This window comes from Rhodanobacter sp. B05 (genome assembly GCF_002001085.1).
Classification (GTDB): domain Bacteria; phylum Pseudomonadota; class Gammaproteobacteria; order Xanthomonadales; family Rhodanobacteraceae; genus Rhodanobacter.
On record NZ_MUNU01000013.1, the window covers coordinates 41,708 to 60,268 of the forward strand.

General features: G+C 64.8%; 14 protein-coding genes. 4 read left to right on the top strand and 10 right to left on the bottom strand.

Annotated elements, in window-relative coordinates; genetic code table 11:
* Positions 1-15 precede the first annotated feature (15 nt).
* A complete protein-coding gene (locus B0E47_RS06565; protein WP_077513384.1) occupies positions 16-1,572 on the bottom strand; it encodes a peptidase S10 in 1,557 nt (518 codons plus the stop codon).
* A gap of 166 nt (positions 1,573-1,738) precedes the next feature.
* Positions 1,739-3,316, bottom strand: a complete 1,578-nt coding sequence (locus B0E47_RS06570) for a peptidase S10 (RefSeq protein WP_077513219.1) — start codon at positions 3,314-3,316, stop codon at positions 1,739-1,741.
* 145 nt (positions 3,317-3,461) lie between these two features.
* Here B0E47_RS06570 and B0E47_RS06575 point away from each other — a divergent pair, with 145 nt between their 5' ends.
* Together B0E47_RS06575 and B0E47_RS06580 are read left to right on the top strand one after the other, a co-directional pair.
* A complete protein-coding gene (locus B0E47_RS06575) occupies positions 3,462-4,379 on the top strand; it encodes a DMT family transporter (protein ID WP_077513220.1) in 918 nt (305 codons plus the stop codon).
* Positions 4,380-4,399: 20 nt separating this feature from the next.
* Positions 4,400-5,098: a glutathione S-transferase family protein gene (locus B0E47_RS06580; RefSeq protein WP_077513221.1), complete on the top strand. Its 699-nt coding sequence runs from the start codon at positions 4,400-4,402 to the stop codon at positions 5,096-5,098.
* A gap of 45 nt (positions 5,099-5,143) precedes the next feature.
* Here B0E47_RS06580 and B0E47_RS06585 read toward each other — a convergent pair whose 3' ends face one another.
* The 8 genes from B0E47_RS06585 to B0E47_RS06620 form a co-directional block, all read right to left on the bottom strand.
* Positions 5,144-5,758 (bottom strand): hypothetical protein, encoded by a 615-nt coding sequence (locus B0E47_RS06585; RefSeq protein ID WP_077513222.1) that lies wholly within the window; start codon positions 5,756-5,758, stop codon positions 5,144-5,146.
* Complete coding sequence (locus B0E47_RS06590) at positions 5,758-6,111, bottom strand: DUF2249 domain-containing protein (protein WP_254422843.1); 354 nt, start codon at positions 6,109-6,111, stop codon at positions 5,758-5,760. The genes B0E47_RS06585 and B0E47_RS06590 overlap by 1 nt, the downstream gene beginning before the upstream one ends.
* Before the next feature lie 22 nt (positions 6,112-6,133).
* Positions 6,134-6,802, bottom strand: a complete 669-nt coding sequence (locus B0E47_RS06595) for a Pr6Pr family membrane protein (protein WP_139351376.1) — start codon at positions 6,800-6,802, stop codon at positions 6,134-6,136.
* A 44-nt stretch (positions 6,803-6,846) separates the two neighbouring features.
* Positions 6,847-7,599, bottom strand: a complete 753-nt coding sequence (gene ubiE, locus B0E47_RS06600; RefSeq protein WP_077513224.1) for a bifunctional demethylmenaquinone methyltransferase/2-methoxy-6-polyprenyl-1,4-benzoquinol methylase UbiE — start codon at positions 7,597-7,599, stop codon at positions 6,847-6,849.
* Between the two features lie 145 nt (positions 7,600-7,744).
* Entirely contained in the window at positions 7,745-9,115 is a 1,371-nt protein-coding gene (locus B0E47_RS06605; protein ID WP_077513225.1) for an amidohydrolase family protein, read from the bottom strand.
* A gap of 74 nt (positions 9,116-9,189) precedes the next feature.
* Positions 9,190-11,853, bottom strand: coding sequence for a glycerol-3-phosphate 1-O-acyltransferase PlsB (gene plsB, locus B0E47_RS06610; RefSeq protein WP_077513226.1), 2,664 nt, complete (start codon positions 11,851-11,853; stop codon positions 9,190-9,192).
* Between the two features lie 26 nt (positions 11,854-11,879).
* Positions 11,880-12,812: a hypothetical protein gene (locus tag B0E47_RS06615; RefSeq protein ID WP_077513227.1), complete on the bottom strand. Its 933-nt coding sequence runs from the start codon at positions 12,810-12,812 to the stop codon at positions 11,880-11,882.
* A 398-nt stretch (positions 12,813-13,210) separates the two neighbouring features.
* On the bottom strand, positions 13,211-14,125 hold the full coding sequence (locus B0E47_RS06620) for an HAD family acid phosphatase (RefSeq protein ID WP_077513228.1): 915 nt from the start codon (positions 14,123-14,125) through the stop codon (positions 13,211-13,213).
* A gap of 148 nt (positions 14,126-14,273) precedes the next feature.
* Here B0E47_RS06620 and B0E47_RS06625 point away from each other — a divergent pair, with 148 nt between their 5' ends.
* Positions 14,274-15,305 carry a hypothetical protein gene (locus tag B0E47_RS06625; protein ID WP_077513229.1) on the top strand — a complete coding sequence of 344 codons (1,032 nt, stop codon included), beginning with the start codon at positions 14,274-14,276 and terminating at the stop codon, positions 15,303-15,305.
* A 254-nt stretch (positions 15,306-15,559) separates the two neighbouring features.
* Complete coding sequence (locus B0E47_RS06630) at positions 15,560-18,457, top strand: TonB-dependent receptor (RefSeq protein WP_077513230.1); 2,898 nt, start codon at positions 15,560-15,562, stop codon at positions 18,455-18,457.
* Positions 18,458-18,561 lie beyond the last annotated feature (104 nt).

The following is an 18,561-nucleotide window of genomic DNA, read 5'->3' on the forward strand; positions in this document are numbered from 1 at the left end:
AGGTTGCCGTGGGTGTCACGATCGCGGCGCAGCCTCGTCGTAGAAACGCGCCAGATCCGCCTTGACCTGCTTCAGTGCGTCGACATCGAAGTAGATCATGTGCCCCGACGGATAGAAACCGAATTCGATGTTCTTGCGGATCGCCGGATCCAGGCCGAGGTGGCCGAGATCGAATTCGGTGGCGTAGAACGGCGTGGCCAGGTCGTAGTAACCGTTGGCGGAGAATACCTTGAGGTGCGGATTGCGGCGCATCGCGGCGGCCAGGTCGACACCCACGTATGGCGTGCTGGTGAAGCCCGGATTGCCCTTGCGCTTCCAGTCCCAGTGCCGGCCGATCACCGGGTAGTTGTTTGGCAGGTAGGTCTGGTCGCTGGTGTACTTGAGTTCGTTCGCGGCGTACTGGTTGAATGCCGCGTTGTAGGCACCGGTGGCAGCATCGCTGGCGGCGTCGCCATCGGGTGTCTCGCCGGCGGCGTCCGGGTCGATGCCTTCGAAACGGCCGTCCAGACGTCCGACCGTACGACGCTGGTCGCGCAGCAGTTCCTTGCGGAAGCGGCTCGGATCGATGCGCAGGTTCGCCTCCTTGAGGTAGGTGGTCGACAGCCCGGTGTACTGGCTGAGCTGGCTGGCGATGCGGTCGGCTTCGGTCGGCGTGATCGCATCGCCCTTGGCCAGCGCCAGGGTGTAGTCGGTGCTGGCGAAGTGGCGCACGGTGTCGAGGAAGCTGGCGATGTCGGCCGGTCTGTTCGGAACCTTGTCGTGGTACCAGGCGATCGCCGCCTCGGTGGGCAGGTTCATGATGTAGGCATGATCGACGCCGGTGGTGGCCCACACGTTGAAGTCCAGGATCGAGGACATCAGCACGATGCCGTTGAGCTCCATGCCTTGCGATTGCAGCACCTTCGCCAGTACCGCCGAGCGGGTCGTGCCATAGCTCTCGCCGAACAGGAATTTCGGCGAGTTCCAGCGGTGGTGGTCGCCGACGTAGCGGGTGATGAATTTGGCGAAGGCGTCGGCGTCCTGGTCGATGCCGTAGAAATCCTTGCCCTTGGCATCGCCGACCAGGCGCGAATAACCGGTGCCCGGTGCATCTATGAAGACCAGGTCGGACTTGTCCAGCAGGCTGTACTGGTTCGGCACCGTGGTGTACGGCGGTGGCTGGATCGGCTGGTCGCCCTGGTTGGCCACCCGCACCGGCCCGAACGAACCCATGTGCAACCACATGCTGGACGATCCGGGACCGCCGTTGTACAGGAAGGTCAGCGGCCGGTTGGCGGACTTGCCGCCATCGACGGTATACGCCACGTAGAACAAGCTGACCGTGGGCTTGCCCTTGTCGTCCTTGATCAGCAGGGTGCCGGTGGTGGCCTTGTAGGCGATGTTGCGGCCGTCGATGCGCACGCTGTGCGAGGTCGTCACGCTGCGTTCGGGCGGGATCGGCAGTTCGTTCTTCTTGCTGTCCTTGTCGCCCTGTGAGGTGGCCTCGTGCTTCGGCGCGTCGGCCGCATGGATCGGGCTGGCGAGACCGAGCAGCAGGATCAGGGCCAGGGGTGCGAGCAGTGCATGGCGCATGGTCATGGCTCCGTATCAGTGTCTGGGAAGAAAACCACGTCCGGTGGTTTTCTTCTATCGCGAATCCGGTACAAGCCCGTACTCGCTCACGCGAATCAGGCACTGGCGTGCCCGCTTCGCGACCAGCCATCCGTGGCTGGCCTGAGAGTTTGTTTTTCGCAAACTCTCAGTGAATCGGCGCGGCGCGGTCATAGAAGGGGGCGAGATCGCCCTTGAGCTGCTTCAGCGCGTCGGTGTTGAGATAGATCATGTGACCCGACGGGTAGTACAGGAACGACAGGTTGCCGCGTAGCGAAGGGTCGAGGTTCATGTGTGACAGATCGTATTCGGTGATCGAGAACGGCGTGGCGAAGTCGTAATAGCCGTTGACCGACAGCACCTTCAGGTTGGGATTGGTGCGCATCGCATGGGCCAGGTCGCCGGCCACGTAGGGCAGCGGCAAGGGACGACGCATGTCGGAAGCCTTGTGCTTCCAGTCCCAGGTCTTGATGATCTCGCCGTAGGTGGGGCGGTAGTCCAGCTTGCTGTGGTAGTTGAGCTCGCCTTCCAGGTATTCGTGGAAGGCGGCCACGAAGGCGCCGCTGATGCCGGCATCGGAGGCGTCGTAGTCAGGGGTCTCGCCGGCAGCGTCGGGATCGGTGCCGGTGAAGCGGCTGTCGTAGCGGCCCAGGGTCAGGCGCTGGTCGCGCAGCAGCTCCTTGCGGAAGCGACTGGGGTCGACGCGCAGATTCGCCTCCTTCACGTATTGCACCGACAGGCCGGTATAGGCGGCCATCTGCTGCGCGATCGCATCGAGCTGTGCCGGCGGCAGGTTCTGGCCTTGCGCCAGCGCGGCGGCATACGGACCGCTGGCCCAGCTGCGTACCTGGTCGAGGTAAGTCTTCAGATCGGCCGGCTTGTTGGCACCGCTCTTATAAGGCGTTTTGTCGTGATACCACGCGGCCGCGGCGAAGCTGGGCAGGTAGCCGATGTAGCTCTCGTCGTAGCCGGGCATGCGGATGGCGTAGTTGAGGATCGACGACATCAGGATCACGCCGTTGAAGGCCATGCCCTTGTCCTGCAGCACGTCGACCAGTGCCGCCGAGCGGGTGGTGCCGTAGCTTTCGCCATATAGGAACTTGGGCGAGTTCCAACGCTTGTTGATCGTGACGTAACGCTGGATCGCGCGGCTGAAGGCGGAGAGGTCCTGGTCGACGCCCCAGAAGTCCTTGCCGGTGGCCTTGCCCAACGGGCGCGAGTAACCGGTGCCGACCGCATCGATGAAGACCAGGTCGGTCTTGTCGAGCAGGCTGTCGTTGTTCGCCACCAGGTGATACGGCGGCGGCGCGGTGGCCTGCGGGCTGGCGGTCTCGATCCGCATCGGCCCGAACGAACCCATGTGCAGCCACACGCTGGAAGAGCCGGGGCCGCCGTTGTAGAGGAAGGTCAGCGGACGTTGCGCCGCCTTGCTGCCGTCCAGCGTGTAGGCCACGTAGAACACGCTGGCCTGCGGCTGGTCCTTGTCGTCGCGGATGATCACGGTGCCGGCGGTGGCGGTGTATTTGAGCGTGCGCCCATCGATGCTGGCACTGTGTTCGGTGCGCACGGCGGTTTCGGTGTCGGGAATCCTGGCGTCGGCTGGTGCCTCGTGCGCGGCGCTGGACGTCGCCTTGGTCGGTGCGGCGGATTCATCGGCGCGGCCGGCGGCAGGCATGCAGCCCAGCGCGATGGCACCGGTCAGCAGCAGAGAGACAAGGTGGCGCATGGCAATCCCCTGGATAAACAAATACAGCGTGCGAGTATGCGTCGCCAGCCCGGTCGGCGACCGTGACAAAAGTACTGGTCGCCGTGCGGCCCCTTCGCGGATCGAAGGGCGTAGGATGCGCATTCCCCACGTAGCCAAATCCCCCATGGACACCACCGCGCGTCTTGACGCACGCACGCTCGCAGCGATCGTCATCGCCCTGCTCACATGGTCGTCGGCGTATGCCGCGATCGCCTATGCGCTGGCCTCGTTCACGCCGGGCGAGGTGGCGTTTGCGCGGCTCGCCATCGGTTCGCTGTGTTTCGCCGCCCTGCTGCTGATCCGGCGTGTGCCGCTGCCGGCGCGACGCGACTGGCCGCAGCTGGCCGCGCTCGGCGTGATCGGGCTGAGCGTGTACCACCTGTGCCTCAACCATGCGGAAACGCGCATCGCCAGCGGCACCGCCTCGATCCTGATTTCCCTGACGCCTGCCGCTACCGCCGCGGTCTCGGCGATCTGGCTGCGCGAACGCCTGCCCGCGCGTACGCTGGCCGGCCTCGGCGTGGCCCTGCTTGGCGTGCTGCTGGTGGTGCTGGCCAGCGGCAAGCAGGTGCGGTTCCAGCCCATGGCCGCGCTGGTGCTGGTCTGCGTGCTCGTCACGGCGGTGTTCTTCGTGGGACAGAAGCCATTGTTCGCCCGCAGCAGCATGCTCGGTGTCACCGCATTCACGTTCTTTGCCGGCACCCTGGGCGCGCTGCCGTTTGCCGGCGGCATCGGCACCGCATTGCGGCTGGCGCCGTGGTCGCATGTCGCGGCCCTGCTGTATCTGGGCATGGCGCCGACCTTCGTCGGTTACCTGGCGTGGAACGTGGCGTTGCGCCGTGTTTCCGCCTCGCAGCTCTCCAGCTTCCTGTACTTCTCCCCGCCGATCGCGGTGCTGATCGGTTGGTTGTGGCTGGGCGAGCGCCCCGGCCTGTTGACCCTGGTCGGCGGCGTGATCACCGTGGCCGGCGTGGCGCTGGCCAATGCACGGCGGCGAACCGCGCCCGGCATGGTGCCGGGTGAACCCTGCGAACAGCACTGACTTTCCGGAGGCATTGCGACATGTACCAGCTCCATATCGCCAACAAGAACTACTCGTCCTGGTCGTTGCGGCCGTGGCTGCTGCTCAGCGAGCTGGGCATTCCATTCGAGGAGCGACAGGTGATGTTCGCCCAGGGCGACGGCGCCAGCTGGCAGGCGTTCCGTGCATTTTCCCCCAGCGGCAAGGTGCCGTGCCTGCGCGATGGCGACATGGTGGTATGGGATTCGCTGGCCATTGCGGAGTACCTGGCCGAGCGTCATGCGGACGTCTGGCCGTCTGATCAGGCGGCGCGTGCCTGGGCGCGTTGTGCCGCTGCCGAGATGCATTCCGGCTTTTCCGCGCTGCGCAATCAGTGCGGCATGAATTGCGGTCTGCGCATCCGCCTGCCGGATGCGTTGCCGACGGCCCTACGCACCGACATTGCACGCATCGACGAACTGTGGAGCGAAGGGCTGGCACGATTCGGCGGGCCGTTCCTGGCCGCTGCGCAATTCGGTGCGGTGGATGCGTTTTTCGCGCCGGTGGCGTTCCGCATCCAGACCTATGGCCTGACTCTCGGTGCTGCGGCAACCGCCTATGCGCAGCGCCTGTTGCAGTTGCCCGGCATGCGCCGCTGGTATGCGGCGTCGCTGCAGGAAACCTGGCGCGACGAGGCGCATGAGCAGGAAGCGCGGCAATCGGGCAGCGTGTGGCAGGATCTGCGCACGCCGGCAGTCTGATCGCCGGACTCCGGGAGGGCGGCGTGCCGCCGCCTCACGACATCGTCAGTCGAGGCGATTCAGGCGCACCACCGCGGGGTCGTCGGCATGCTCCAGCAGCAGTCGCCGGACCCGTTCCTGCCATGCCTGCGCAAAGCGGCTGCGCTGCTCCGCCGAGGCTGCCGGGTCGAGCGCGGCGCCGAGCAGTTGGCGCAAGTTGGCTGGCGCCGGGATGCCGGCCATGTCCAGCTCCACCGTGACGGTGGCGCCGTTGTCCTTGCGGCTGAAGTGCACCGCATCGCTGCCGGGCTGCGCGGAGAAACCCAGCAGCGACTGCCGCACGTGGCGACCGCCGATACCATGAAAACCGTTGTCCGCCGCGGCGCCGGTAATCAAGGTGAGCACTTGCGCGATCACGCCGTTGACGCCCTCGCGCTCCGCACCGGACATCTGCACGGTGATGCCGCCGCGCTCGGCCGGGCCGTCCGGGTACAGCGCAAGCACGGCGGCACGTGCCATCAGCCAGGCGCCGGCCACGGTGGGGCAGGAGTGTCCGGCCAGACGCACCGCATCGAGGTAGTGATATTCGATCAGTCCGTCTTCGGCGGCACCCAGCAGGGCCGCCAGCGGGTCACGCATCGCGATCGCGGGAGCCTGGTCGAAGAAGGCCGGGTAGCGCATCACTCCACCGGCAGGTCGCTGATGCCGAAGTCGACCACCACCGCGCCGGGCTCGCGCTGGCGATAGGTCACCGTGAGGTGTTCGCCAAGGCGTTCGTGCAGTTGGTTGATCAGCGGCAAGGGATCATGGTCGTTGACGAAGCGCATCGTTTCGCCGGAGCGCAGCACGCCGACGGCGCCGAAGATGGCCGAATGACGAAAGCGTCGGGCCACGCCACGGGCGTCGAAAAGGTGGACGTTGGGTTCGGTCTGGATATCCGGGGACATGATGGCGGGCTCGCTTGGAAAGGGAGCTTCAACATACGCCGCAGGCAGGCGCGAGCCACTGACCTGGATCAGGCAGGCCGCCGCCACGGCGTGGTTTGCCGCGCGCTGTTCAGCCGCCGGTCGAAGTGATGCCTGCCGCCGCTCGCCGAACCTGCCAGCGCCCGAGCCCGACCAGCAGCAGGCCCATGGCGATGAACACCAGCAGCACGCCGATCGCGTTGCCGAGCACGCGCAGGTAACCCAGCGCGTGCACATCGACGAACGGATACGGATACCAGCCATTCAGCGCCCCGCGCGCCAGCGCATAGACGAAGTAGGCCGCCGGATAGACCTGCCAGACCAGCACCCGGGACCAGCGCAGGTTTGCCTTCGGCACGGCCAGCCACCAGTGCAGCACGAATAGCAGCGGCATCACCGTGTGCAGCGCATCGTCGCCGACCACTTGCCAGCCCTGCGGTTGCCACAACTGGCGCAGCAGCAGGTGATAGATCGCCGCCACCACGATGATGCTCATGGCAATCGCGGTGTGCACATCCGGCTGGGTGAAGAACCGGCCAAGGCCGCCACGGTACCCGCTCGCGCTGGCGGTCAACGCCAGTGCCGCGGCGAGGTTGGTCAGCACCGTGAAATAACCGAGGTAGATCCAGACGCCCGCCCATGCGCCCTGGCCATTGGCCACCGTGAGCTGGATCGTCAGCAGCAGTTGCAAACCCAGCGCAAGCCAGCCGATGACGGCGGCAATCGTGGCGAAGGAGCGGGGGCGGTCCGGCACGGGCATGGCGCTGCCGTTTGGGGGAGGTGGGTCCGCGCTTCGCGCGAACTTCAGAACTTCCAGGCTCGATGGATGGCCACGATGCCGTTGCTGAGGTTGCGCACCTCGACCTTGCCGAAGCCGGCGCGCTCCATCATGCCCTTCAGGGTTTGCTGATCCGGATGCTTGCGGATCGACTCGGCCAGGTACTGGTAGCTGTCGGCATCACCGGCGAACAACCGGCCCAGCTTCGGCAGCACCTTGAACGAGTGGAAGTCGTACAACTTGCCGAACAGTTCGCTCTGCACGCGCGAGAACTCCAGCACCAGCAGGCGTCCGCCGGGCCTGAGCACGCGGCAGATGTCGGCCAGCGCCTTGTCCTTGTCGGTGACGTTGCGCAGGCCGAAGGCCATGGTCACGGCGTCGAAACTGTTGTCCGGGAACGGCAGTACCTCGGCGTTGAGCTGGGCCCAGCGCAGGCCGCCGACCAGGCCGCGGTCGGTCAGGCGGTCGCGGCCAACGCCGAGCATTGCCGCGTTGATGTCGCCGACCACCACCTCGCCCTCGTCGCCGAGTACCGGCATGAGCAGCGCGGCGATATCGCCGGTGCCGCCGGCCAGATCCAGCACGCGATCACCGCGCCGCACGCCACTGGTGGCCACGAAATGCCGCTTCCACAGGCGGTGCGTGCCGAACGACATCAAGTCGTTCATCAGGTCGTAGCTGCGCGCGACCGAGGTGAACACCTGGCCGACCAGCTTCTGCTTGTCGCCGACCGGCACGTCGCGGAAGCCGAAGTGGGTGGTTTTGGGCTGCTCGTTCATGGGCGCAATGCTACAGGAAGGGCGGTTCGACCGATCCCCTGCGGTAGGAGCCCGCTCGCGGGCGATGCTCTTGCGAATCCCGAATCCCGAATCCCGAATCCCGAATCCCGAACAAAGAGCATCGCCCGCGAGCGGGCTCCTACGCTCAGAGTGTGGGCTTGCCGTTTTCCTTGTAAACCACGCCATCCTTCATCACGAAGCTGACGTGTTGCATGACGGTGATGTCGTCCAGCGGGTTGCCGGGCACGGCGATCACGTCGGCGCCGCGGCCCACCGCGACCCGGCCGAACTGGTCCTGCTTGTGCAGCAGTTCGGCCGCGTGCGTGGTGGCGGCCTGCAGCACGAACATCGGCGGCATGCCGGCCTGCACCATGTATTCGAACTCCTTCGCGTTCTCGCCGTGCGGGTAGACGCCCGCGTCGGTGCCGAAGGCGATCTTGACGCCCGCCTTGTACGCCTTGCCGGCGGTGGCCATGATCACCGGGCCGACTTCCTCGGCCTTGCGCGCCACCTGCGGCGGATACCAGCCTTCCTTCGCCTTCCCCATCACGAACTGGCCGGCGATGATGGTGGGCACGTACCAGGTGCCGCGTTCCTTCATCAGCTTCATGTCCTGCGCATCCATGAAGGTGCCGTGCTCGATCGAGTCGACGCCGCCAAGCACCGCGCGCCGGATCGCCTCGGCGCCGTGCGCGTGCGCGGCCACGGTGAAACCGTAATCATGCGCGGCGGCGACCACGGCCTTGATCTCCTCCAGCGTCATCTGCGGATTCTCCGAGCTGGAGCTCTCGTCAAGCACGCCGCCGGAAGGCATGATCTTGATCAGGTCGGCGCCATCCTTGTAATGCTGGCGCACCGCTTTCCATGCATCCTCGGGCGAATTGATGATGCCGTCCTTGGGACCCGGATCGCCCTGCAGATCCCAGCGGAAGCCGTTGGTCGGATCGGCGTGACCGCCGGTGGTACCGATGAACTGGCCGGCGCTGAAGATGTGCGGCCCGGGCACGATACCGGCATTGACCGCATTGCGCAGCGCGATGGATTCGTTGTGCTCGTCGCCAAGGTTGCGCACGGTGGTGAAGCCGGCCAGCAAGGTGCGTTTTGCATACACCGTGCTGCGGATCGCATAGTCCGCCGGGTTCAGCCGGAACTTGTCGCTGTAGGAGTTCCTGCCGAACTGCATGGTCAGATGCACATGCGAGTCGATCAGGCCCGGCATGCAGGTGGCGTCGATCATCCTGACGTACTGGAAAGGCTTGCCCGCCGCGGTTGCCGCCTTGCGATAGGGCTCGATGTCGACTGTACCGGCGTGCATTTCCCTGATGTGGCCGTTCTCGACGACCAGGGTGGTTTCGCCGAGCATCTTGCCGGCGACGGGGTCGAGCAGGCGTGCGCAATCGAGCACGCTGACCTGGTCCGTGCCGGCATGGACGGGACCCGGCGCATCGGCGGTGACGGCGCCAAGCGGCAGGCACGACAGAACGGCGGCGAACAGCAGGCGACGATGTGCAGTCATGAGCGGGCCCTTCAGTGGAAGTGCGGTCATCCTACTCGGCTGCGTTGCGACGTGCCTTGCCCCCGTCGGGGCGATCAGGCTTGCGGCGGTGGCTCGCGGCGGTCGCTGCCGCCGCGGCGATCGTGTTCGTGCTGCTCGGCATCGACATGGCGATCGTGCATGTCTGCCGCCGAAGCATCTCCGGGAAACAGGTCGGCCGGTGCCGCGGATGCCTTCGGCGTGAGGGCCGCGTGGCTCGCGGTTGGTTCCTTGTCGCTGCCTGGGGTGATCTTGAGGATCGAATGGCGCACCTCGCGCGACAGGATCACGCGTGCGTCGCGCACCAGGTCGTCCAGCGCGCTGTCGTAGTCGAGCTTGCCGCTATCGTCATTCCACACCACCTTGCGTTCGCGCAGTTTCTGGATGAAGCCGCGGAACAGCGCCTTGTCGAAGAACTCCGGGGCGGATAATTCGTTGAGCAGGCTCAGTCGTTGCGCGGTGAGCGTGCAGGCGTTCTCCAGCTCGGCGCCGGTCATCATGTGCGGGCCGTTCTTGGCCAGCGCGGCGATGGTGATGTAGTAGCGCTCGAAGGCCTGGATCAGGCTGCGGGCAATCACCTTGAGCTGGAACGCGCTGTCTTCCTGGCCGGTGCTGCGCTCAAGCGTGCGCCCGTCGTTGTTGGTCTCCAGCAGGCCACGCCGCACCAGGAAGTCGATGGTCGCCTGCAGCTGCCGGTTGAAGCCGTCGTCGTCCCACGGCAGGAACAGTTCGCCCTGGATGAACGGGTAGATGATGCCGCCCAGCCGCAGGATCGCGTCACGCGTCATCCGTCGGTTGTTGAGGAAGCAGCAGGCGATCCAGGCTGCGCTGGCCATCAGGTGCAGCACGTTGTTGCGGAAATAGCTGAGCAGCACCGCCTGCTCGGCGCCTACCGTCAGCACGTCGCCAAGCGGGTGCTGTACACGCTGGATCCAGCCCATCTGCTCGCCGTAGGCGATGATCGCGGCGGGATTCATCGGCGTCAGCGTGATGCGATCCGAGTACGGCAGTTCTTCCACCAGCGCCTTGCTCAGCTCCAGCTGGGTCAGCAGGTCGTGCTCGGACATCGCATGCTTGGGCGTGGCCAGCAGCGCCAGCGCCAGCAGGTTGACCGGATTGACGTCGGCGGCACGATTGATGTTGACCTGGATCTGCTCGGCGAGGCGATCGGTGACCGCGCCCAGCCATTCCGGCTTCGCCTCGGGGTCGGTGCTGGTGGAGCGCCAGTCGGCGCCGAGCGTGTCCAGCAGTGGCGTCAGCTCGATCGGTTCACCGAAGTTCAGCGCCACGTGGCCATAGCGCTGACGCAATACCTTCAGGCCCTTGATCAGGCCGAGCAACGACTCCTTTTCCTTCGGCTTGCCGCTCAGCTCGCCGGCGTACGACTTGCCCTCCATCAGTTTTTCGTAGCCGATGTACACCGGCTGGAACAGCACCGGCCGCCGCGGTGCGCGCAGGAAGGCACGCACGGTCATCGAGAGCAGGCCACCGCGCGGCGCCAGCAATCGGCCGGTGCGCGAACGGCCACCCTCGATGAAGTACTCCATCGGCACGCCGCGATCGATCAGCTGGGCCATGTACTCCTTGAACACCACCGAGTACAGCGGGTTGCCGCTGAAGCTGCGGCGCATGAAAAACGCGCCGCCGCGGCGCAGGATCGGGCCGATGCCCGGCAGGTTGAGATTCACGCCGGCGGCTATGTGCGGCACCACCACGCCGGACACATGCAGTTGATAGCTGAGCAGCAGGTAGTCGGTGTGGCTGCGGTGGCAGGGAACGTACACCACCTCGAAGCCGGGCGCGGCGGCGCGGGCCTGGTCGAAGTGATGCATCGCGATGCCGTCATACAACTTGTTCCAGAAATTGCGCAGCAGGAACGACACTGAACGCACCACCGGGTGCGAATAGTCGGCGGCGATCTCCAGCACCAGTTTCTGCGCCTTGCGCCAGGCCTTGGCGTGGCTGATCTTTTCCTTCGTCGCGCTGGCGGCGATCGCCGCGCGCACCGGTTCGGCGTTCAGTACCGCATCGACCACGGTGCGCCGGTGCGACAGGTCGGGCCCGATCACGGCGGCGCGGATGCGGTGGAAGTGCGTACGCAGCACCCGCGCGATCTTGCGCGTGAAGCGCTCCGGGCTGATCTCGCCGGATTCGTCCAGCACGCTGCGCAGCGATACCGGTGCGGAGAAGTGCACCACGGTGTCGCGGCCGTTGAGCAACAGGGCGAGCATGCGCCCGAAGCGGCCGACCATCACCCAGTTCTCGGAGAACAGCACGCGGAACCAGCCGCTGTCGCGACTTGGCGCGCGACCCACATAGATCGACACCGGCACGATCTGGATGTCGTGCTCGGGCCGGCCCTCCAGCGAGTACACCAACTGGCGCAGGGAGCCGCTGGCGGCACGTTTGCGGTTGCGTCCGAGGATCCAGCCATCGCGTCGGGTCAGCGCGAAAACCGAGCGACGCCGGCGCGTGCCGGCCAGCGCCTGCATCGGGCTGGGCAGACCGGCCTCGCGGCAGGCGCGCTGCAGGATCAGCGCGTCGGAGAAACCGTCGCGCTCGATCACGTAGCAGACCGCCACACCGGGCTGCAGCAGGGCCGCGGGCTCGGCCGGGTCGCGTCGGATGCGCACCCACGGCTGCAGCAGTTGTCCGGCGAGATTGAACCACCACGGGGCGCGGCGGCGTGCGGTGGAGTCCACGGCAGGGGAAGTCGGCATCCGGCTATTCTACGCGGCGACGTGATTCAGTCTTTGCCGGCCACGCTGGCGGCGGCCACGGGCGTGGTGGTCTGGGCCACGCTCGGCTGGCTCAGTTGCTGGTGGGACTTGCGCACGTTGGCCAGCATGTCTTCGCTGTACCAGCGCCCATTTTCCTGGACCAGTTTCGACTCGGTCGAGAGCGGCTTGCCAAGGAGGGTGTAGTCGATCTTCACCACGGCGTGGCCGTTGCTGTTGGACAGCTCGCTCAGCTTGATCGAATTCAGCGTGTCGTCCACCGACAGACCGTAGATCGCCAGCAATTGCTTGAGGCCGCCGTAACCGATCGAGTATTTGCCCATGACGGCGTCGAAATCCATCGCGCGCAGTTGCTCCGGGCTCTTCAGGTCCAGCTTGCGCGCGGTGGCCACGGCCACGCCGATCGCCGCCTTGGCCTTGGCCTGGTCGAACCATGGCGTCTGCTGGGCCCACGGCCCGATCACATCCAGCGCATCGCTGGCCTGGGTCTTCTGCGTCGGGGTGAGGTCCTTGCTTTGTGCGACGGTGTTCTTGGCCAGTGCCGCGCCCACGCTGATCAGCACCGGCAACTGATCCTTGTACTGTTGCTCCATCGCGACCAGCTTCGGCTGCAGTTCGGCATATAGCTTGTTCTCGGCGTCGGGTCCGGTGAGCCGCTGCATCGTTTCGTTGAACTTGGCGCGGTCCTCGGCGGTGACTGGTTGCTTGTCCTGCTCGCGACGGCTCCAGTCGGTGCGCAGGTTGGCGTAGTCGGCCGGTGGCAAGGCGTGTTTCCACAAGCCGTTGAAATCGCCGGCCTTGACCAGGTCGATCGACGTCTGCACGGCGGCCACCGGGCTGCTGCCACCTGGCTGCGAGGCATCGTCCTTGCCGTGGCAGGCGCCGAGCAGGAGGGCGGCGAACAAGGGCAACGCGACGTGGCGCAGGAACGGGATGCGCATGGATGGGTTCTCGTGATGGATGAGGTCGAGGCAAGCGAGGAGCGTGGGCCGTGGAAACTTTCGAGGTGGAAATATGGACCACGCAGCCGCTTTTGCAGCCCGGAAAATTTCTGCGGCCCACGCTCCTTAGGCCGCCCAACGAGCGGGCAGGGTAAGCGGCGCGCCGGGATCGGACAAGAGCGGGTGATGGGGGAGCCGCGCCCGCGCAGGGCGCCCGGCACAAAAAGAAAACCCCGCGGGCCAGAGCCTCACGGGGAAATCCGGCCGGGCCGGAAGGGAAATGGCCTTGCCCGCATGTGTCTGGTCAGCAGGGTCGGCGGTTGAATATTACCTGTTCGTTAAAGTTAAGGCAATACTTTTGTTTAACTGTATAAGTAATTGATGTATAAATATTTTAGTCAATGGTAGTGAAGCGCATCCAGCTTCAGCTGGCGGCGCTGTGCCGGTCCCGCCTTCGGGTTCTGGTTGAACAGCGCGGATTCCCATGAGCCGTAAGTGGGGTTGGGCAGGACGAACCAGCGCCTGCCGATCCAGTCGAGATACGGTGCCATCGCCTGTTGGCGTCCGTCGACATTATTGGTCGAAACGTCCACAAAATCGCCAATCTGGTCGCCAAATTGCATCAAGACGCGATATTTCCGGCTGATCAGCTGGCGCCGGCATTGCTTGGATGAGCCGCTCTGCCGGCAGCCCGCGACCACCGTGCCCAGCCCCAGCAAGGCCTCCGGGCCGGATATCGGGAGGCCCACCTTGTGCAAGTTGGCCAGGGTGGCCTGATCCAGCACCTTGGCCCGGTTGGAGATGTAGATCACCGCGATGTCATGGCTGGCCGCGAACTGGGTGAACTCGACCGCGCCGGGCATCGCGCGGGCGACTTCTTCCCTGCACCAGGCCTGCCATTCTGCCTCGTTGAATTCGCCGCCACGGCGAATCGCGCGCGCCTCGTAGGGTGAGTTGTCCAGCACGGTTTCATCGATATCCAGCACCACCGCCGGCTTCAGCCCATGGCTGGAAACCATCCGGTCTTCCTTCGACAGGGCGTCCCAGTCAGGGTCGTGCAGGGCGGCCAGCAGGCGTGATTCGGCGTCGCGATAGGTTTGCAGGTAGATCAGGTCGTGCTCGATCGCCGTCTGGGTCCAGGCGACTGCATTGAGGTTGTCGTCGGCGAGTGGGCCTGCCGGATGTGCCGCTGCGCTGACCTGCGCCGGGGCCGCCGTCGGCGCGGCGCTGATCGGAGTGGGCCGCTGCGATGGGGTGGCGCAACCGGTCAGCAGTACCAGGGTGAACAAGGCGGCGGGCAGGCGAAGCGTCATGGCGGGTCCTTCGGCAATGGCGGTGAGCGCGGGGATGGCGCCGCGCCAGGACCAAAGTGTACGACAGCCGCGTGGCCGCCCCGGACGGGGCTGGCAGCCGGCGCAGGCTGCTGACAGACTGGTCATCCCGTCCCACGGTTGCCCACGCATGGATCCATTCCAGCCTGCCTTGCTCGAGCCCTCGCTCGCGATGCGCCGAGTGAGCTACGCGGTGGTCGCGGTCGGCCTGCTGCTGGCGCTGGTTCTTCACCTGTTGTCCGCCTTGCTGGCCGGTTTGCTGGTGTATGAGCTGGTGCAGTCGATGGCCCCGCTGCTGGGCCGGCGACTGTCCGGCGATCGCGCGCGGGTGCTGGTGGTGACCGCGCTCGGGATCATCGTGGTGGGCCTGCTGATCCTGCTCATCCTTGGTGCGATCAGCTTTTTCCGCAGCGAGATAGGCAACCCCGAGCTGTTGTGGCAGCAGCAGTTGATGCCGTTGGTGGACAAGGCCCGCCAGCAGCTGCCGGCCGCGCTGGTCGATCACCTGCCCGACAGCGTCGATGACCTGCGCGTGGGTGCGCTGGAGCTGGCCCGCCGCCATGCCGGCGAGCTGCAACTTGCCGGCAAGGGCGCGGTGCGTGCCTTCGCGCACATCATCATCGGCCTGGTGCTGGGCGCGATCATCGCGCTCAGCCGCACGCGCCCGGCGCATCAGATGGGCCCGTTGGCGGTAGCGCTCGGCCGGCGCTGCGCGCATCTGGCCGAGGCGTTCCACAACATCGTGTTCGCGCAGATCAAGATCTCGCTGATCAATACGCTGTTCACGGCGATCTTCCTGCTGGGCGCGCTGCCGCTGCTGGGCATCCACGTTCCGCTGGCCAAGACCCTGGTGCTGGTGACCTTCATCGTCGGCCTGCTGCCGGTGATCGGCAACCTGATCTCCAATACCGCCATTGCCATCGCCGGGCTGTCGGTGTCGCTGGGCGTGGGCATTGCCGCCTTGGTCTTCCTGATCCTGATCCACAAGCTCGAATACTTCCTCAATGCCCGCATCGTCGGCACCCAGATCCGCGCCCGCGCCTGGGAACTGCTGCTGGCGATGCTGCTGATGGAGGCGGCCTTCGGGCTGCCCGGGCTGGTCGCCGCGCCGATCTATTACGCCTATCTGAAGATCGAGCTGGAAGCTGAGCGGCTGATCTGACCGCGCGCCCTGCCACGTTTTTTTCCTGTAATCGCAACATAAAGCGATGGCAAAAACTTACGGTATCGTGAAGAAACTGTTTGCAAATTCTTGCGCTTGCATGCTAAAACTTGCGCAGTCATGAGCCGATCGAGCGGCAGCGGGTGCGTTGGATAGCACATGGCTCATGTACGAATTCGTGTCGAATTGCCCGCCATGCATGGCCCGGGCTCAACTGTAAATGCTGAAAACTCTGAGGGGAGTTCCGAAAGACCATGATCAAGTCAAAAATTACCGTTGCCATCGTGGCTGCACTCGCGCTTGGCTATACCTCCGCCCATGCGCAGTCGAGCCAGCCAGATGCCTCGCAGCAGAGCGCCGACCAGGCGCCCACTCCCACGAACGTCAAGAGGCTAGAGGCAGTCACCGTCACCGGCTCGCTGATCCCGCAGACCGCGATCGAGACCGCAACGCCGATCATCACGATCACGGCGGACGAGATGAAGACGCGCGGCTTCAGTACGGTCGCCGAAGCCTTGCAGCAGTCGTCGTTCGCCACCGGCACCGTGCAGGGTGCACAGGACACCAACTCATTCACGCCCGGCGCGAAGACGCTGAGCATGTTCGGCCTGCCGGTAGGGTTCGTGAAGTATCTGATCGATGGCCGCCCGATGGGCAGCTTCCCCGGCCTGTACAACGGCAGCGACACCTTCAACAGCCTCGGCGGCATCCCGATGGACATGGTCGATCACATCGACATCCTGCCGGGTGGCCAGTCTTCGCTGTACGGTTCGGACGCGATCGCCGGCGTGATCAACATCGTGCTGAAAAAGCGCATTGATGCACCAACCATCGACGTGCGCTATGGCGCGTACCAGAACGGCGGTGGCGCTGATGCGCGGATCAGCCTTGCTGACAGTTTCCACGTCGGCAAATTCAACTCCCTGGTCGGCCTGCAGTGGGAGAACACCCAGCCGATCTGGCGCAAGGACCGCAGCCTGACCAAGCAGTATTACACCCAGGGCATCAGTCCGCCGGTTGCCTCGCGTGATTACCTGGTGCTGAGCGCGTATGCCAACGACCCGGCCTACAAGAACGGCTATCACATGCTGGATCCGAACAAATGCGCGGGTCTGACTGATCAATGGGGTGGTACCGAAGGCCTGCGGACTCGTCCCGGCAGCGGCGATTACTGCGGATCGTTCTACACGCCAGGCGCGGGTACGCTGAACAACGGCAGCAAGACTGCCAACCTGTACACGCACAATACGTTCGACGTGAGCGACAACCTGCAGCTGTACGGCGACCTGCTCTACAACTACTCTGAAACCAAATACGTCAACGGCGCCAGCACCACCTGGTGGGGTACTACCGTCGATACGGCCAAAGCCGGTGGCGGCTATTTCTGGGATCCGACCCAGGGTGGTGGCGCGCTGATGCTGCTCCAGCATTCTTTCTCGCCGGAAGAGGTGGGCGGCTACCAGCACATCATGAGCAAGGATGTCGAAAACTCCTACATGCTGTCGTTTGGTGCCCGGGGTACGTTCGGTGAGTCGAACTGGGACTACGACCTTGGTTTCACCCATTCCGACGACAAGCTGAACAGCCGCGACCTGCAGCGCATGGCCGGCCCGATGGAGCAGTATTTCTCCGACCATGTCGTGGGCAAGCAATTGGGTACCTATTCCGGTTATCCGGTGTTCGAGCCCAATTATGCGGCGCTGTACAACCCGGTTTCGACGGCTGATTTCCGCAGCTTCACCACCTACTCGAACAGCTACGGCAAGACCTGGGACAACATGGTGCGCGGCCAGTTGACGAATGCCTCGCTGTTCCACCTGCCCGGTGGCGACGCGGGTCTGGCGGTGGTGGTCGAGGGTGGCAACGAGGGCATGAACATCAGCCCGGACCCGCGCCTGATGGAAGAAACCACTATCTTCAACGGTGAGACGGTGCCGTACTTCTGGGGCACCAGCGCCACGCCGGCTGCCGGTCATCGCTCGCGCTATGCGGTTACCAGCGAATTCAAGCTGCCAGTGCTAAGCCAGGTCACCCTGGATCTCTCCGGCCGTTATGACAGCTACAAGGTTGCCAGCGCAACTGTCAGCCACCCGACCTACAACCTGGGCATTGAATATCGCCCGTTCGAGTCGTTGCTGCTGCGTGGTCGCTACGGTACCGCGTTCAAGGTACCGACGCTGTCCGACCAGTTCCAGCTTCCCAGTGGCGCCTACGGTTTCGTGTATGACTACCTCAACTGTCAGCGACTCGGCTTCACCGGCGCCACCGCGTCCAAGTGCCCGACGCCGTACAACAGCGAGCAGTATCATCAGATTACGCAGGGTAATCCGGGGCTGCAGCCGATCACCGCGAAGGTGTGGAGCTACGGCTTCGTGTGGGCGCCGATTCCGAAGATGTCGTTCGGCGTGGACTACCTGCACTGGAGCATCAACAACGAAGTCGCTCAGCTCAGCGCCACCCTGCTGTCGCAGACGCAGGCTCAGTGTGACACCGGCGCGCTGGACCCGAACTCGGGGCTGTGCCAGCAGGCCTTCGATCTGGTCACTCGCGGCCCGGGCATCACCAAGAACGGCATCCCGCTGCTGGGCATCATCACGGACGTCAACAAGCCCAAGCTCAACGTGGCGAACGAGAGCGTCAATGCGATCCAGGCCAACTTCGGCTATGTCCAGGATATCGGCCGTTTCGGCAGCCTGAGCTTCAACGCGTCCTACTCGGACCTGCTCAAGCATACCTACCAGGCCTACGCCACCAATCCTTCCCTGAACCTGTTGACCAATCCCGGCCAGAGCACCGATTTCAAGAGCAAGGCCAATGCGTCGCTGACCTGGTTGAACAGCAAGTGGAGCACCACACTGTTCGTCAACCGTTACGGTTCCACGCCGAACTATGCGGCACAGGTGGCCAACAACTACACCGCGGCGAATGCGGGCAAGGTGGCGCCGTGGATCCTGTGGAATGGCAGCGTGACTTACAACCCGATCAAGGATCTCGGTTTGTCGCTGCAGGTATCGAATCTGTTCAACAAGATGCCGCCGGTGGATCACACCATGCCGGGCACCACGTACATGCCGTATAACCAGGATAACTACAACGTGTACGGTCGGCAGGTCTTCTTGGAAGCAAAGTACAAGTTTGGCAACGGTGGTTGATATCCTCCAGCGCTGAACGCTGATGCAAGAAAGGCCCCGCTTCAAGGCGGGGCTTTTTTTGTGCGCCATTACTCGTGCTGCCCCTGCCTTTGGTGCTGTGCGGG

Coding starts and splice junctions, on each gene's coding strand:
- B0E47_RS06630 (WP_077513230.1), top strand. CDS start 15,560: ATGATCAAGTCAAAAATTACCGTTGCCATCGTGGCTGCACTCGCGCTT.
- B0E47_RS06575 (WP_077513220.1), top strand. CDS start 3,462: ATGGACACCACCGCGCGTCTTGACGCACGCACGCTCGCAGCGATCGTC.
- B0E47_RS06620 (WP_077513228.1), bottom strand. CDS start 14,125: ATGACGCTTCGCCTGCCCGCCGCCTTGTTCACCCTGGTACTGCTGACC.
- B0E47_RS06570 (WP_077513219.1), bottom strand. CDS start 3,316: ATGCGCCACCTTGTCTCTCTGCTGCTGACCGGTGCCATCGCGCTGGGC.
- B0E47_RS06605 (WP_077513225.1), bottom strand. CDS start 9,115: ATGACTGCACATCGTCGCCTGCTGTTCGCCGCCGTTCTGTCGTGCCTG.
- B0E47_RS06615 (WP_077513227.1), bottom strand. CDS start 12,812: ATGCGCATCCCGTTCCTGCGCCACGTCGCGTTGCCCTTGTTCGCCGCC.
- B0E47_RS06625 (WP_077513229.1), top strand. CDS start 14,274: ATGGATCCATTCCAGCCTGCCTTGCTCGAGCCCTCGCTCGCGATGCGC.
- ubiE (WP_077513224.1), bottom strand. CDS start 7,599: ATGAACGAGCAGCCCAAAACCACCCACTTCGGCTTCCGCGACGTGCCG.
- B0E47_RS06565 (WP_077513384.1), bottom strand. CDS start 1,572: ATGCGCCATGCACTGCTCGCACCCCTGGCCCTGATCCTGCTGCTCGGT.
- B0E47_RS06585 (WP_077513222.1), bottom strand. CDS start 5,758: ATGCGCTACCCGGCCTTCTTCGACCAGGCTCCCGCGATCGCGATGCGT.
- B0E47_RS06580 (WP_077513221.1), top strand. CDS start 4,400: ATGTACCAGCTCCATATCGCCAACAAGAACTACTCGTCCTGGTCGTTG.
- plsB (WP_077513226.1), bottom strand. CDS start 11,853: ATGCCGACTTCCCCTGCCGTGGACTCCACCGCACGCCGCCGCGCCCCG.
- B0E47_RS06595 (WP_139351376.1), bottom strand. CDS start 6,802: ATGCCCGTGCCGGACCGCCCCCGCTCCTTCGCCACGATTGCCGCCGTC.